Consider the following 14,586-nt stretch of genomic DNA (forward strand, 5'->3'; position numbering starts at 1 on the left):
AATGAGCACGACGCAGAATGATGACTCGACCGAATCGCCCGACCTGATTCACCGTATCGCCTCGCTGACGCGCATGCTGCGCGACAGCATGCGCGAACTGGGCCTGGACCAGGCGATCAAGGACGCCGCCAACGCGATTCCCGATGCCCGCGACCGCCTGCGCTACGTGGCGCAGATGACCGAGCAGGCCGCCAACCGGGTCTTGAACGCGACCGAGGCCGCGGGCCCGATCCAGGACGGCATGTCGCGCTCGGCGCAGGCGCTCGATGGCCGCTGGCAGCAATGGTACGACCAGCCGCTGGAACTGCCCGAGGCCCGTGAACTGGTCAAGGACACGCGCGCGTTCCTGCAGGACGTGCCCAAGCAGACGCAGCAGACCCAGTCCAAGCTGATGGAAATCATCATGGCCCAGGACTTCCAGGACCTGACCGGCCAGGTCATCATGCGCATGATGGACGTGGTCGGCGCGATCGAGCGCGAGCTGTTGCAGGTGCTGCTGGACAACGTGCCGCAGGAACGCCGCGACGAGGCCAACAGCCTGCTCAACGGCCCGCAGGTCAGCCCGCAGGGCAAGACCGACGTGGTCACCAGCCAGGACCAGGTCGACGACCTGCTGGCCAGCCTGGGCTTCTGATCCGGCGGGCGAGGGCGGGCCGCCAGGGCCCGCCGGCCACCGCCGCGAGGCCGGGCATGGACGTATTCCCTAAGGGTGCGAAGCGGCGCCCTTGGGTAGACTGCAAAACAATAAGAATCGGGGCCCAGCAGTAGGAGACGGGCGCGCGCGCCCAGGCAACGGATGTCCATAGAAGACGATCCGGGCCGCACAAGGAGGTGCCATCTTGGCCAGATCCACATTCCGATTCGGAGGCATCTGGGGGTTGTTGCGCCGGCTCAACCACGGCCGCGCCACGCTCTCGGAACGCCCGCTGTCGTTCAGTCCGGCCGCATGGCCGTTGTACCGCTTCCTGGCCGGCATCCGCGGCCGGATCGCCACGGTGCGGCAATCCAGCATCGAGATCGCCTTGAATACCGCCCGGACCCAGTTCCAGGCCGGCCGCTGCGCGCAACTGGCGCAGGAACAGGCGCGGGCGGCCGAGGCGCTGGCGGCCAGCGGCGCGCAGATCGCGGCGCTGTCGGCATCCACGTCCACCCACGCGCGCGAGATCGCCGACGTGTCCGGCCAGAATCTGCGCGCCGCCGAGCAGGCGCTGGCGGAGCTGTCCGAGGTCAAGGAGCGGGTCGACCGTATGACCCGGGAGATGGCCGCCTTCACCGATGTGGTGGGCCAGCTGACCGATCGGGCCCGGTCGGTGGGAGATATCAGCAAGCTGATCAAGGACATCGCGTTGCAGACGCAGTTGCTGGCCCTGAACGCGGGGGTCGAGGCGGCCCGCGCCGGCGACGCCGGCCGCGGCTTCGCCGTGGTGGCCAGCGAGGTCGGCCGCCTGGCCGAACGGGTCAATGCGGCCACCAGCGATATCGGCCGCCACACCGGTGAAATGCTGGGGCTGGTGGATTCGACCCAGCGCCAGACCGGCACGCTGCGCGAGGATGTGGACGCCTCGGGCGCGGTGCTGGACAAGACGCGCCAGGATTTCCAGCATTTCGTGCGGGATTTCGACAGCATGAATCGCCAGGTGGGCGAGGTGGTGCAGGCCATCGGCGAGGTCGATGCCACCAACCACGGAATGAGCCAGGACGTGAGCCGTATCGCGGCGCTGAGCGCCGACGTGCGCGAGCGGGTGGCGAGCATGTCCGGTGAGATCGATCGGATCCGGCGCCAGACCGAAAGCGTGCAGGAGGTGCTGTCGGACATGCGGACCGGCAATACCGCGTTCGACCGCCTGTCCGAGGCGCTGGACGCCTTCCGGGCGGCCGCGACCCGGCTGCTGGAACAGGCGCGGGCGCGCGGCCTGGATGTGTTCGATCGCCACTACCAGCGGATCGCGGGCAGCGAGCCGCCGCGCTACCACACGGCCTATGACCGCGGCATCGACGAGGCGCTGACACAGTTGCTGGACAGCGTGCTGGAGGCGGTGCCTGGCGGCAGCTACGCGCTGCTGGTGGATGCGCGGGGCTATGCGCCGGCCCACAACAGCCGCTATTCGCACCCTCCCAGCGGCGATCCGGCGCAGGATATCGCGCGGGTGCGGCACAAGCGGATCTTCGACGATCCGGTCGGGGCGCGCCTGGCCGCGAACACGGACACCCTGCTGTTTCAGACCTACTCCCGTGACACGGGGGAGATCGTCAACGATATTTCCATGCCTTTGTATCTGGACGGGGAACATTGGGGCGCGGTGCGCATCGGGCTGGATTACGTGCGTTTCCAGGCCGCGCTGGAGGCCGGCGCGGCGCCCCGCGGCGCGGTGGCGGCGGCCGGCTGAGCGGCGCCGTTGCGGGACGGGCGGGGCGGGGCGGACGAGTCCGCCGGCGCCCGGGCCGGGGCCAGGCCTGGCGCATCCGGGAATAGCGCCGCTTTCCCCCCGTTTCTTGGCTTATCGCCAAAGGGCCAGGCCTCCTAGAATCTCGGCGGGCAGCTCGTAATCCGAAAATCCGCGAGCCGCAACGATACCGCAGAGCATGGCCGAAGAAAGCGACCTCGAGAAAACCGAAGCCGCCTCTCCCAGGCGCCTGGAAAAGGCGCGCGAGGAGGGGCAGATTGCGCGTTCCCGGGAATTGGGCACGTTCATGATGCTGGCCGTCGGTGTCGGGGCGATCTGGGCCGGCGGCGGCACGATTTATAAGGGACTGAGCGGGGTGCTGCGCAACGGGCTGGCGTTCGACCAGCGCGTGGTGGCCGACCCGGGCGTGATGGTCGAACAGGCCGTCAACGGCTTCGGCCATGCGCTGATGGTGATCCTGCCGATCTTCGGCCTGCTGGCAGTGATCGCGGTGCTGTCCAGCGTGCTGCTGGGCGGGATCGTCATCTCGGGCAAGCCGCTGTCGCCGAATTTCTCCAAGCTGAGCCTGTTCGCCGGACTCAAGCGGATGTTCTCGGCCCAGACCGTGGTCGAGCTCATCAAGGCGCTGGCCAAGGCGATGCTGGTGGGTGGCGTGGCGGTGTGGATCCTGTGGCGCTACCACGACGACATGCTGGGCCTGATGCACGTGGCGCCATCGGCCGCGCTGACCAAGGCGCTGAGCCTGGTGGCGATGTGCTGCGCCTTCATCGTCGCCTCGTTGCTGGTGATCGTGCTGCTGGACGTGCCATGGCAGATCTGGAGCCACCTCAAGAAGCTGCGCATGTCCAAGGAAGACGTGCGCCAGGAACACAAGGAAAGCGAAGGCGACCCGCATACCAAGGCCCGCATCCGCCAGCAGCAGCGCCAGGCCGCGCGCCGCCGCATGATGTCCGAAGTGCCCAAGGCCGACGTGGTGGTGACCAACCCGACCCACTACGCCGTGGCGCTGAAGTACGAGGAAGACAAGAACGGCGCGCCGCGGGTGCTGGCCAAGGGCACCGGGCTGATCGCCGCCAAGATCCGCGAACTGGCCGCCGAACATCGCATTCCCACATTGGAGGCGCCGCCGCTGGCGCGCGCCCTGTATCAACACGTCGAGCTGGGGCAGGAAATCCCGGCCGAGCTATACACCGCGGTCGCGGAAGTGCTGGCGTGGGTATTCCAGTTGCGCTCGTGGCGCTCGGGATGGGGGGCCGAACCGACGGCGCCGAAGTCCCTGGCCGTGCCGGCCGCGCTGGACCCGCAGGCCAAAACCGCAGCACAAGGAGCTTAAGGAATGAGCGCTCTGCTCACCATGTTGAAAAGCAACGGAGCCACGCACGCGCGGCTTCTGGCCGGTCCCATCCTGATCGTGATGGTGCTGGGCATGATGGTGCTGCCGCTGCCCACCTTCCTGCTGGACCTGCTGTTCACCTTCAACATCGCGCTGTCGGTGATGATCCTGCTGGTGGCCATGTTCACCCGCAAGCCGCTGGATTTCGCCGCCTTCCCGGCCGTGCTGCTGTTCGCCACGCTGCTGCGCCTGTCGCTGAACGTCGCCTCGACCCGGGTGGTGCTGCTGCACGGCCACACCGGCCCGGACGCGGCGGGCAAGGTGATCGAGGCCTTCGGCCACTTCCTGGTGGGAGGCAACTTCGCCGTCGGCATCATCGTCTTCATCATCCTGACCATCATCAACTTCATCGTCATCACCAAGGGCGCCGGGCGGATCGCCGAAGTCGGCGCGCGCTTCACGCTGGACGCGATGCCAGGCAAGCAGATGGCGATCGACGCCGACCTGAATGCCGGCCTGATCGGCGAGGACGAGGCGCGCAAGCGCCGCGCCGAGGTGTCGCAGGAATCCGACTTCTTCGGCTCGATGGACGGCGCCAGCAAGTTCGTGCGCGGCGACGCCATCGCCGGCCTGCTGATCATGGCCATCAACATCATCGGCGGCCTGATCGTGGGCGTGGCCCAGCACGACATGTCTATGAGCGATTCGGCCCGCGTCTACACGCTGCTGACCATCGGCGACGGCCTGGTGGCGCAGATCCCGGCGCTGGTGATCTCGACCGCCGCCGGCGTGGTGGTGTCGCGCGTGTCGACCGACCAGGACATCGGCCAGCAGATCATCAGCCAACTGTTCTCCAACCCCAGCGTGATGTTCCTGACGGCCGGCATCATCGGCATCATGGGCCTGATCCCCAACATGCCGCACATCGCCTTCCTGACGCTGGCCGGCGCGCTGGCCTGGGGCGGCTGGGCCATGCACAAGCGGCGCAAGGCCGCCGAGGTGGCGGCCAGCGAGGTGCCGCAGCAGGCCGTGACGCAGGCGCAGGCGGCAGCGGCCGAAGCCAGCTGGGATGACGTTTCGATGGTGGACCAGCTTGGACTGGAAGTCGGCTACCGCCTGATCCCGCTGGTCGACCACGCCCAGAACGGCGAACTGCTGCACCGCATCCGCAGCCTGCGCAAGAAATTTGCCCAGGACGTGGGCTTCCTGCCGCCGGTGGTGCACATCCGCGACAACCTGGAACTCAAGCCCAACGACTACCGCATCCTGCTGTCCGGCGTCGAGATCGGCCACGGCGTGGCCATGCCGGGCCAGTGGCTGGCGATCGACCCGGGCGGCGTGACCATGCAGATCAAGGGCACGCCCACCACCGATCCGGCCTTCGGCCTGCCGGCGCTGTGGATCGACGGCAGCCTGCGCGACCAGGCCCAGGTGGTGGGCTACACGGTGGTGGATGCCGGCACCGTGGTCGCCACCCACCTGAACCACCTGATGCACCGCCACGGTTCCAACCTGCTGGGCCGCCAGGAAGTGCAGCAGTTGCTGGACCGCATCGGCCGCGACGCGCCCAAGCTGGTCGAGGACCTGGTGCCCAAGACGCTGTCGCTCACGGCGCTGCAGAAGGTGCTGCAGGGTCTGTTGGCCGAGGAAGTGCCGATCCGCGACATGCGCACCATCATCGATACGCTGTCCGAGCATGGGCCGCGCCTGGCGGCGCTGGCGGCGGGTTCGGGCGGCCAACCCGACATCAACGAGCTGATCGCGCTGACGCGCCGCTCGCTTGGCCGCGCCATCACCCAGCAGTGGTTCCCGGGCGAGGGCGAGTTGCGCGTGATCGGCCTGGACGTCAAGCTCGAACGCGTGCTGTCGCAGGCGCTGACGACCAGCGGCGGCCTCGAACCAGGCCTGGCGGATACGCTGCTGCGCGAAACCCAGGCGGCGGTCGAACGCCAGGAGGCGCAGGGCAACGCGCCGGTGCTGCTAGTGTCGCCGGTGCTGCGCGCGCCGTTGTCGCGCTTCCTGCGCCACCATCTGCCGCAGCTGGGCGTGCTGTCGAATACGGAAATTCCCGATGAACGCATGGTCCGCGTGACCGCGCTCATCGGCGGAGGTAATGGGCAATGAAAATAAGCCGCTTCTTTGGAGCCAACAGCCGGGACGTGATGCGCCAGGTGCGCCAGGTGCTCGGACCCGACGCGCTGATCGTGTCGAACCGTAGTGTCGATGGCGGCATCGAAGTGCTGGCCACCGTCGAAGGCGCTTTCGATGATGCGCAGCAGCACGCGCAGGAACCCGCGCCGCGCGGCTACGCCGACGGCTACGCGCGCGCGGCCGGCACGCCCGCCCCGCAGGTCCCGCCGGCCCCGGCCGCGCCGCGCCTGCAACCGCCGCCGGCCATGCCCGCGTCCTATGGCCTGGGCGCGCATGCCGCCATGGCGCCTCCTCCCCATAACGCGTCGATCGCGCCGCCCGCCGCGCCGCAGCCCGGTTACGCCGTGCCGTCGCGCTCGATTGCCGCCTATCAGTCGGCCTACGCCACGCCAGGCGTGCCGGAGCAGGAAGTCCTGCAGGAGCCCGTCGCCCGCCAGGCGCCGCCCGCAGCCGTGCCGCCGGCGGCGCCGGTCGTGGCGGCTCCGGCCCCCGCCGGGCCGGTGCGGATGGAGATGCCGGCCTTGCCGCCGGCGCGCCCGGCGCCGCCCGCGGCGCCTGCGCCAATGGAACGCCCGGCGCCGTCGGTTGGGCCATCGCCCATGGCGCGCATGCCGGACGCGCCGTTGCGCAATGGCCCGGCGATGCCGCCCGCGGCCCTGCCCAACGACGCGGCGGCCGGATTGCAGGACGCCATCAGCGCGTTGCGCGGCGCGCTGGAAAGCCGTATGGACGGGCTGCTCTGGGGCGGCCGGCAGGGGCCTGGCCGCGAGCCGGCGGGCGCCGCCTTGTTCCGCAGCCTGCTGGATGCCGGCTTCAGCACCAAGCTGGTGCGCACGCTGGTCGAACGCATGCCGGCGGGCGCGACGCCCGAGGCGGCGCTGGCCTGGGCCCGCAATGAACTCGTCACGCACCTGCCCGTGCTGGGTTCGGAAGATGAATTCCTGGGCGGTGGCGTGTATGCGCTGGTCGGACCGACCGGCGTGGGCAAGACCACCACGCTGGCCAAGCTGGCGGCGCGCTGCGTGGCGCGCGAGGGCCGCGAACAGGTGGCGATGCTGACCACCGACAATTTCCGGATCGGCGCCCTCGAGCAATTGCAGATCTATGGCCGCCTGATGGGCGTGCCGGCGCATTCGGTGCGCGACGCGGGCGAACTGCGCCGCATCCTCGGCGAACTGGGCAACCGCAAGATCGTGCTGATCGACACCACGGGTATCAGCCAGCGCGATCGCCAGGTGGCGGAGCAGGCCTCGATGCTGTGTAACGCCGGCAAGCCGGTGCGCCGGCTGCTGGTGCTCAATGCCGCCAGCCAGGGCGATACGCTGGACGAAGTCGCGCATGCCTACCGCAATGGCGTGGGCGAGGACGTGGCCGGCTGCATCATCACCAAGCTGGACGAGGCCTCGCGCCTGGGCGCGGCGCTGGACACGGCGATCCGCCACCGGCTGCCGATCCATTATTCGTCGATCGGCCAGAAGGTGCCCGAGCACCTTGAATTGGCGCGCGCCGATGCGCTGATCGACCGGGCCTTCGCCATGGTCGAGCGCGCCCGCGCGCTGTATGCGCCCAGCGAGGCCGACATGGCGTCGCTGTGGTCGACGCCGCGCGAGACCGAGGCCGTCGATCCGGCGCGGCGGCGGCAACTGCTGGCGTCCGCCATCCTGCGTCCGCAAGCCGGCGCGGGCTCGATCGAAGCCGCCCAGAACCTGGACGACACCCTGGGCTGGCTCGATAGCGATCCGGCCTGCGTGCAGGCGCGCGCTTCCTGGCGCGAGTATGTCAGCGACGGCGCCGGCTCCAGCCTGGCGGCGTTGGGTGAAACGCCGCTGGCGATGGCGCGGCGCGAGTTCCCCACGGCCTGCGGCCGGCATCTGCTGGCGATGCACGGCAAGACCAGCATGAAGGGCGAGGGCTTGCCCGGTGGCACGCTGCTCAGCACGATGCTGATGAGCGACCGGGGCGCGGCCTTGGCGGCGCCGGCGCAGCAACTGGTGCTGCCGCATGGCATGCTGTCCTCGTTCGCGCCGGCGGCGGCGGCGCAGCCGGATACGGCATTGGCGCTGGAGGCGCGGGTGCGCTGGCTGGGCGAGCAACTGGCCCGCCTGCCGCTGGTGCATATGCTGGAAGCGGGCACCTCGGCCCTGTGGCAGAGCCTGAGCGGGCAGGGGGCCTCATGGGTGGCGCGCAGTCCGGGCGGCATGCGCGTGATCCAGGATGAATGTCCGACCAACCTGAATGCGGTCGGCAAGAGCGTCGGCTACCTGCCGGTGGGGCAGCCGGGCGACATGCCGGGCCTGCGGGCCGTGCCGGGCACCCGCCCGGCGCCGCTGGCGCTGTGGGCCTCGGGCACTGAGATCGGCCTGCCCGGCCGGGGCGAAGAAACACGCCTGCGCCTGGTGTGCGCGCGGCTGATCGATACCGCCAGCGGCGAGGTCGCGGGCCAGCTGTTTGGCCTGACCAACCTTGCGGCCAGCCAGGCGGATGCCGCCACGGTGGCGCGCTGGCTGGTGCTGCAGGAAGAAGCGCGCGCGGGCTTTCGCTACATGGCCAACGCCTGGCAGGCGTTGCCCGCGGTCGACGGCGCCCACACGCTGGCGCGGCAGTCGCTCATGGCGGGCCAGCTCGGCGCGGCCTGCTGGCAGCTGGCGCACGCGCCGACGGCGGACGGCGTGCGCGCCACCCTGTCGGGCGTGGTCAGTCCGGAGCGCAAGCTCACGGGCCGGCTATTGCCGGTGGCGCTGTTGAAGATGTTCGCGATGCTGGAAATGGCCGGAGGCGTCTGAACGGTTCCGGCATCCCCTGCGGGGCCTCGAAAGCAAACAGCCCGCGGATGCGGGCTGTTTGTTTTTGAAGCAGGGAGAGGCTAGCCGGCGACGATCGACTTGCGGCCCGGCGTGGCGCGGGCCCCGCGGCCCTGCGCGTCGTAGGTGGACGGGCCGCCCATGCCGCCCAGGTTGCGCAGCGCGTCCAGCGATTGCTGGGTGTAGCGCAGGTGCACGTCGATCAGGGCGCCATTGCGCAGGTTGATCTCGTTGGCGGAGGCGGACTTGGCCAGCAGTGCCTGCCAGACGCCGGACAGCTGCGGATGCAGTACGGCGGCCTGTTCGGTGCCGGCGTGCCCGGCGGGCAGGCCGATCTCGGCCAGCAGGCCGTCGCGCGTCTGGCTCAGGTCGACCAGCTGCTGGGCGACCTGGCTCTTGCGTTCGGTGATGTCATGCAGCGCGTCGACGTTGCCCGGCCCGACCAGCACTTTGGTCTCTTCTTCGAGGATGGAAGAAAACTCGGTGATCAAGGTGTCTTCCTGCCGCAGGCAGGCTTGCAGGGACTCGACTGGGCTCATGGTCATGCTCTGGCGTACGGTCGGAAGGCGATGGGGTTACTTCAGCAGGTCGCGGGCGCTGGCGATCAGGCCGTCGGCGATGCGGCTGGTGTCGATCTTGAGCTGGCCCGAGGCGATGGCTGCCCGGATGGCCGCGACACGTTCGACGTTGATGTCGTTCGAGCCGTCCTGCAGGGCGAGCATTTTGCGCGAGGCCGAGCTCAGCGCGACTTGCGAGCTGCTGGCGCCGCTGCCGCTACCGGCGCCGTAGGCCTGGGCGACCGAGGATTCGGCGCGAGGGCTGACGGCGTCGGCCGAGATGGGCCGGTTGGTGGTCGAATTGATTTTCAAGGTTTTCTCCGGAGGGCGTCCTGGGTCGATTTGCGACGGATCCGCCTACTTATGCCTCTGTAACGACAAGGTCGGAAGGAACTTTAGGGTAGGCGGCGCCTGGCCGCAACGCGATATGTAACAGTACCTATAGTTGTATTTCGACCAACCCCGCGTTGCGCACCACGCCGCTGACCACCTGTCCGCTGGCCGTGCGCACCTGGACCGTGGCGCCGGGCGCCGCATTGTCCAGCGCCTGGCCTTCGCTACTGACCACGAAACCCTTGCCGCGGGCGTTGATGCGCACATTCGAGCCGCGCACCACCGACTGGGCATTGCGCAGCGCGGCGCCCTTGACCGGCTGGCCGGCATTGATGCGGTAGGCCGCCGTCATGCCGACCACGGTCTGGGGGTTGGTGATGACGCCAGGGGGCAGGGCCACCAGGTCGCCGTCGCGCGGGGCGAGGTCGGCGGGCGTCAGGGCCTGGCCTGCCGCGATCATGCGCGAGGCGACATAGTAATGGCCCGGCACGCTGACCGTGGCCTGCACGTAGGTGGTCCAGGCCTTGGGGCCGTTGCAGCGCACGCCCACCGTCATGCGCGAACGGAGCTTCATGCCTGACGGCATAAATGGGGACAAAGCGTCGCAAGGGGCCAGCCGTTCGGCCCGGGGCGGGTCGATGGCGACCGAGGGCTCGCCAGGCAGGCCGGCCAGTTGTTCCAGCAAATAGGCCCGCGCGGCGATGGTGATGGCCTCGGGCGCTTGGACGGCGGCCTCTTGCGCCCGGGCGGCGGCAACGGGAGCCAGCAGCAGGGCGGCCAGGCAGGCGGCGCGCGCGCGGAGGTTTGCGGGGGATTTCATGATGTCTGAATTGTAGAAGGCCGCGTCGCTTGGCAATACGTGAATTGGATGAGAAATGACGGGTTATTTGGCTGATTGTGTTGTGCCACCCGACCCTATGATGCCGTCATCCAATGGGATAACGGTGCGTCCGCTGTCCCGGGTTTCATCCGTATTGAAGGCGACCCGATGCTAGACCGGCTTAACGAAGATTTCCGCTTCTTCCAGCAGTCCCTGGGGCTGCGCGCGCAGCGCCAGGAAGTGCTGTCCTCGAACATCGCCAACGCCGACACGCCGAACTACAAGGCGCGCGATTTCGATTTCAAGGCGGCGATGCAGAACGCCATGGAAGGCTCCAAGCGCCTGCCCGACACGTCGCTGACGCTGACCTCGGCGCGCCATATCCCGGCGAAGGCCGTGTCTGAAGGGCCGACCCAGATGCTGTACCGGCTGCCCTACCAGCCCAGCATGGACGGCAACACGGTCGACATGGACATCGAGCGGGTCCAGTTCGCCGACAACACCTTGCACTACCAAAGCACGATGCAGCTGCTGTCGGGGCGTATCCGCACCATGATGGCCGCCATCCAGGATTGATTTTCATAGGGAACCGCAGGCAATGTCCTTGTTGAGCATTTTCGATATCGCCGGTTCGGCGCTGAGCGCGCAATCGCAGCGCATGAACGTGGCGGCCAGCAACATGGCCAACGCCGACAGCGTGGTCGGCCCGGACGGCCAGCCGTACCGCGCCCGCCAGGTGGTGTTCCAGGTCAATCCCCCGGCCGGCCAGGCGCTGGGCCGCGAGATCGGCGGCGTGCGGGTGGCCGGCGTGGTGGTGGACCAGTCTCCGCTCAAGCAGGTCTACGACCCCAAGCATCCGCTGGCCGACGCCCAGGGCTATGTCAGCATGCCCAACGTCGACCCCGTGGCGGAAACCGTCAACATGATCGCGGCGTCGCGGTCGTACCAGGCCAACGTCGAGGTGCTGAACACCGCCAAGAGCCTGATGCAAAAGACGCTCACCATCGGCCAATCCTGATTCAAGAACTCTGCGCGCCCGCGCCGCCCGCGCGGAAATGACTCCTGATCAAGCGAACTCATGACCACTGTCGACCAAACCACAAGCAAGACCGCCATGGGCCTGGCGCAAACCGGCGCCAACAGCGCCAGTACCGCGCAGGGCCTGCAGGACCAGTTCCTGAAGCTGCTGGTGACGCAGCTCAAGAACCAGGATCCGCTGAACCCCATGCAGAACGCCGAGCTCACTTCGCAGCTGGCGCAGATCTCCACGGTGGAAGGCATCACCAATCTCAAGAACACCATGCTGGCCATCAGCGGCCAGATCGACGTGTCGCAATCGATGAACGCCGTGGCGATGATCGGCAAGGGCGTGCTGGTGCCTGGCTCGAACGTCAAGGTGGGCGTCAGTACCGAGAATCCCGCCGAGCGCGTGGTCACGCCCTACGGCATCGATCTGCAGAAGGATGCCGCCAAGGTGCAGGTGCGCATTGCCGACAGCAACGGCGCGGTCGTGCGCACCATCGAACTGGGCGAGCAGAAGGCCGGCGTGTACACGCTGGACTGGGACGGCAAGAACGACGCCGGCGTGGCGCTGGACGCGGGCGCGTACACCGTGTCCGTCCTGGCCACGGACGGCGACGACAAGAAGGTGGCCGCCGAAGTACTGAAGTACGGCAAGGTCAAGAGCGTGGCGTACTCCACCAACGGCCTGCGCCTGGACATGGGCCTGGATGGCCAGACCAGCATGCTGGACGTGCGCAAGGTGATCGGCTGAAGCGGGCCGGTTTGATTATCAGCCGGCGCCACGGCGGCGGTTTCCAAATTTAGAGATCAGCGAGAGAAAACATGGGCTTCGGACAAGGATTGAGCGGCTTGAACGCCGCGGCGCAGAACCTGGACGTCATCGGCAACAACATCGCCAACTCGGGCACCGTCGGCTTCAAGTCGTCGACCGCCTCGTTCGCCGACGTCTACGCCAGTTCGCGCGTCGGCCTGGGCACCAAGGTGGCGGCCATCACCCAGCGTTTCACGGTGGGCACGGTCAACGGCGGTGGCGGCGAATACGACATCGCCATCGACGGCGCCAAGGGCATGTTCCGCGTCACGGACGAGAGCGGCGCGATCATGTACACGCGCAACGGCGAATTCCTGGTCGACAAGAACAACTTCATCGTCAACGCGCAGGGCTATCGCCTGACCGGCTACCCCGCGGGCGCGATCGGCGCCAACCCGGTCGAACTGCAGTTGCCGACCGCCAACGTCGCGCCCAAGGCCACCACCACGGCCACCACGGTCGCCAACCTGGACGCCAACGCCAAGGTCATCTACCAGGTCGACACGGTGACCGCGCCGGCCGTGAACGGCTCGGTGACGATGACCGGTGCCACGCCGGCTTCGCCCGCCACTCAGTACAACTTCACGCGCGACGCAACCGGCAACATCGTCTGGGTGAACCAGCCGCCGGCCGGCACCTATGGCGCCGCGCCCAACCTGATCACGATCGACGCCGCCGGCGCCGTCACGACCGGCAACCTGGCCCAGGTGCCCGGCTACAAGGACTACACCGCGGCCGTAACGGAGGTCGGCAAGCCGTTCGACCCCAAGGTCACCACTAGCTACACCAACGCCTCGCCCATGACGGTCTACGACTCGCTGGGCAACTCGCACCAGGTGATGCAGTATTTCGTCAAGCGCGCCGCCGACGCCGCGGGCAACAGCGTCTACGACGTCTATTACTCGATTGACGGCCAGGCCATGGCGCCGACCACCGAGACGGGCGGCGTGTGGGGCAACCCGACCCAGTTCACCTTCAACAAGGCGGGCGTGATGACCAGCGCCACCACGGTCAACCTGTCGTTCGCGGCCCCGGGCGGCGGCACCACGCCGGCCGATCCGCTGGCTGTCTCCGTGAATTATGCCGGCACCACCCAGTACGGCAGCGCCTACGCGCTCAAGGCCGTGCCGGACGGCTACACCTCGGGTGAATTCCGCGGCATCAACATCGGCGCCGACGGCAGCCTGGTGGCGCAGTACACCAACGGCGAGACCTCGATCGTCGGCACCATCGTGCTGGCCGACTTCGCCAACCTGCAGGGCCTGCAGCCGGTGGGCAACAACGCCTGGAAGGAAACCGCCACGTCGGGCCAGCCGATCCTCGGCCAGCCGGGCAGCAACGGCCTGTCCAAGGTGGTGGGCCAGGCGACCGAGTCGTCCAACGTCGACATGAGCAAGGAGCTGGTCAACATGATCATCGCCCAGCGCACCTACCAGGCCAACTCGCAGACCATCAAGACCCAGGACGAGATCATGCAAGTCCTGATGAACCTGAAGTAATGCCTGACGGGCACGCGACGACACCGACGGAATAGGCAATGGATCGAATCATCTACACCGCCATGAATGGCGCAGCGCGGATCACGGAGCACCAGGCCGCGCTCTCCAACAACATGGCCAACGTGAACACGCCGGGCTTTCGCGAGCAGATCGCGCTGTACCGGTCGGTTCCGGTGAATGACGGCGTGAGCCTGCCGACGCGTGTCTCGACGGTGGCGTCGACGCCCCGCAACAACTTCGAAATGGGCAATATGCAGACCACCGGCCGCGACCTGGACGTGGCCCTGGCCAGCTCCAACGGCTGGATCGCGGTGCAGACCCCGCAGGGCGAGGCCTATACCCGCGCCGGCAGCCTGCAGGTGGGCGTGAACGGCCTGCTGCAGACCTCGCTGGGCCAGCCGGTGATGTCCGACCAGAACGGCATCATCGACGTGCCCGACCAGGCCGCGCTGACGATCACCTCGGACGGCACCATCACCGCCATCGGCGCCGGCGACGCGCCCAACAACATCCTCAACCTGGGCCGCATCAAGCTGGCCAACCCGCCCGAGGCGCAACTGGTGCATGGCGACGACGGCGTCTTCCGCCTGGCGCCGGTCAACGGCCAGCCGGCCCCGCCGGTGCCGGCCGATCCCAGCCTGCGGGTGCTGTCGGGCGTGTTGGAAGGCAGCAATACCAATCCCATGGCGGCGATGGTGGGCATGATCGAAAACGCCCGCCGCTTCGAGCAGCAGATGCAGGTGGTGCAGCAGGCGGATCGCAACGCCGAACGCGCCAACGGCATCCTCTCGGTTTCCTGATCCGGTCAGCCGATCCGAACCAAATAATTTTCGCGCGCGGCCGGGCCGCCGCA

13 protein-coding genes are annotated in these 14,586 nt (G+C 68.2%); 10 read left to right on the plus strand and 3 right to left on the minus strand.

Annotated elements, in window-relative coordinates; genetic code table 11:
* The first annotated feature begins 1 nt into the window (after position 1).
* From cheZ to flhF, 5 genes are all read left to right on the plus strand, one after another.
* Positions 2-634 carry a protein phosphatase CheZ gene (gene cheZ / locus ACUTAG_RS27715; protein WP_006387518.1) on the plus strand — a complete coding sequence of 211 codons (633 nt, stop codon included), beginning with the start codon at positions 2-4 and terminating at the stop codon, positions 632-634.
* Between the two features lie 205 nt (positions 635-839).
* Positions 840-2,387: a methyl-accepting chemotaxis protein gene (locus tag ACUTAG_RS27720; protein ID WP_262352311.1), complete on the plus strand. Its 1,548-nt coding sequence runs from the start codon at positions 840-842 to the stop codon at positions 2,385-2,387.
* Positions 2,388-2,583: 196 nt separating this feature from the next.
* The gene (flhB, locus tag ACUTAG_RS27725) at positions 2,584-3,738 is read left to right on the plus strand and encodes a flagellar biosynthesis protein FlhB (protein ID WP_148319473.1); all 1,155 of its coding nucleotides are present in this window, start codon (positions 2,584-2,586) and stop codon (positions 3,736-3,738) included.
* 3 nt (positions 3,739-3,741) lie between these two features.
* Positions 3,742-5,862, plus strand: coding sequence for a flagellar biosynthesis protein FlhA (gene flhA, locus ACUTAG_RS27730; RefSeq protein ID WP_026385335.1), 2,121 nt, complete (start codon positions 3,742-3,744; stop codon positions 5,860-5,862).
* Positions 5,859-8,672, plus strand: coding sequence for a flagellar biosynthesis protein FlhF (flhF, locus tag ACUTAG_RS27735; protein WP_148319475.1), 2,814 nt, complete (start codon positions 5,859-5,861; stop codon positions 8,670-8,672). The genes flhA and flhF overlap by 4 nt, the downstream gene beginning before the upstream one ends.
* Positions 8,673-8,752: 80 nt before the next feature.
* Here the strand turns inward: flhF and ACUTAG_RS27740 are convergent, their stop codons facing one another.
* From ACUTAG_RS27740 to flgA, 3 genes are all read right to left on the minus strand, one after another.
* On the minus strand, positions 8,753-9,229 hold the full coding sequence (locus ACUTAG_RS27740; RefSeq protein WP_026385116.1) for a flagella synthesis protein FlgN: 477 nt from the start codon (positions 9,227-9,229) through the stop codon (positions 8,753-8,755).
* Positions 9,230-9,265: 36 nt separating this feature from the next.
* Positions 9,266-9,559 (minus strand): flagellar biosynthesis anti-sigma factor FlgM, encoded by a 294-nt coding sequence (gene flgM / locus ACUTAG_RS27745; protein ID WP_026385115.1) that lies wholly within the window; start codon positions 9,557-9,559, stop codon positions 9,266-9,268.
* A gap of 127 nt (positions 9,560-9,686) precedes the next feature.
* Positions 9,687-10,400 carry a flagellar basal body P-ring formation chaperone FlgA gene (gene flgA, locus ACUTAG_RS27750; RefSeq protein ID WP_047992805.1) on the minus strand — a complete coding sequence of 238 codons (714 nt, stop codon included), beginning with the start codon at positions 10,398-10,400 and terminating at the stop codon, positions 9,687-9,689.
* Positions 10,401-10,568: 168 nt separating this feature from the next.
* Here flgA and flgB point away from each other — a divergent pair, with 168 nt between their 5' ends.
* From flgB to ACUTAG_RS27775, 5 genes are all read left to right on the plus strand, one after another.
* Positions 10,569-10,976 carry a flagellar basal body rod protein FlgB gene (gene flgB, locus ACUTAG_RS27755; protein WP_006385249.1) on the plus strand — a complete coding sequence of 136 codons (408 nt, stop codon included), beginning with the start codon at positions 10,569-10,571 and terminating at the stop codon, positions 10,974-10,976.
* A gap of 22 nt (positions 10,977-10,998) precedes the next feature.
* Positions 10,999-11,418 carry a flagellar basal body rod protein FlgC gene (gene flgC, locus ACUTAG_RS27760; RefSeq protein WP_006385248.1) on the plus strand — a complete coding sequence of 140 codons (420 nt, stop codon included), beginning with the start codon at positions 10,999-11,001 and terminating at the stop codon, positions 11,416-11,418.
* A 60-nt stretch (positions 11,419-11,478) separates the two neighbouring features.
* On the plus strand, positions 11,479-12,174 hold the full coding sequence (locus tag ACUTAG_RS27765; protein WP_006385247.1) for a flagellar hook capping FlgD N-terminal domain-containing protein: 696 nt from the start codon (positions 11,479-11,481) through the stop codon (positions 12,172-12,174).
* A 71-nt stretch (positions 12,175-12,245) separates the two neighbouring features.
* Entirely contained in the window at positions 12,246-13,733 is a 1,488-nt protein-coding gene (locus tag ACUTAG_RS27770) for a flagellar hook-basal body complex protein (protein ID WP_026385112.1), read from the plus strand.
* Positions 13,734-13,771: 38 nt separating this feature from the next.
* Complete coding sequence (locus tag ACUTAG_RS27775) at positions 13,772-14,533, plus strand: flagellar basal body rod protein FlgF (RefSeq protein WP_006385245.1); 762 nt, start codon at positions 13,772-13,774, stop codon at positions 14,531-14,533.
* Positions 14,534-14,586: the final 53 nt, after the last annotated feature.

The organism is Achromobacter sp. CSND-B12 (assembly GCF_052906545.1).

Excerpts from the sequence above, each read along its gene's own strand:
- ACUTAG_RS27775 (WP_006385245.1), top strand. The coding sequence starts at position 13,772 with ATGGATCGAATCATCTACACCGCCATGAATGGCGCAGCGCGGATCACG.
- flhF (WP_148319475.1), top strand. The coding sequence starts at position 5,859 with ATGAAAATAAGCCGCTTCTTTGGAGCCAACAGCCGGGACGTGATGCGC.
- flgB (WP_006385249.1), top strand. The coding sequence starts at position 10,569 with ATGCTAGACCGGCTTAACGAAGATTTCCGCTTCTTCCAGCAGTCCCTG.
- flhB (WP_148319473.1), top strand. The coding sequence starts at position 2,584 with ATGGCCGAAGAAAGCGACCTCGAGAAAACCGAAGCCGCCTCTCCCAGG.
- ACUTAG_RS27770 (WP_026385112.1), top strand. The coding sequence starts at position 12,246 with ATGGGCTTCGGACAAGGATTGAGCGGCTTGAACGCCGCGGCGCAGAAC.
- flhA (WP_026385335.1), top strand. The coding sequence starts at position 3,742 with ATGAGCGCTCTGCTCACCATGTTGAAAAGCAACGGAGCCACGCACGCG.
- flgA (WP_047992805.1), bottom strand. The coding sequence starts at position 10,400 with ATGAAATCCCCCGCAAACCTCCGCGCGCGCGCCGCCTGCCTGGCCGCC.
- flgC (WP_006385248.1), top strand. The coding sequence starts at position 10,999 with ATGTCCTTGTTGAGCATTTTCGATATCGCCGGTTCGGCGCTGAGCGCG.
- ACUTAG_RS27740 (WP_026385116.1), bottom strand. The coding sequence starts at position 9,229 with ATGAGCCCAGTCGAGTCCCTGCAAGCCTGCCTGCGGCAGGAAGACACC.
- cheZ (WP_006387518.1), top strand. The coding sequence starts at position 2 with ATGAGCACGACGCAGAATGATGACTCGACCGAATCGCCCGACCTGATT.
- ACUTAG_RS27765 (WP_006385247.1), top strand. The coding sequence starts at position 11,479 with ATGACCACTGTCGACCAAACCACAAGCAAGACCGCCATGGGCCTGGCG.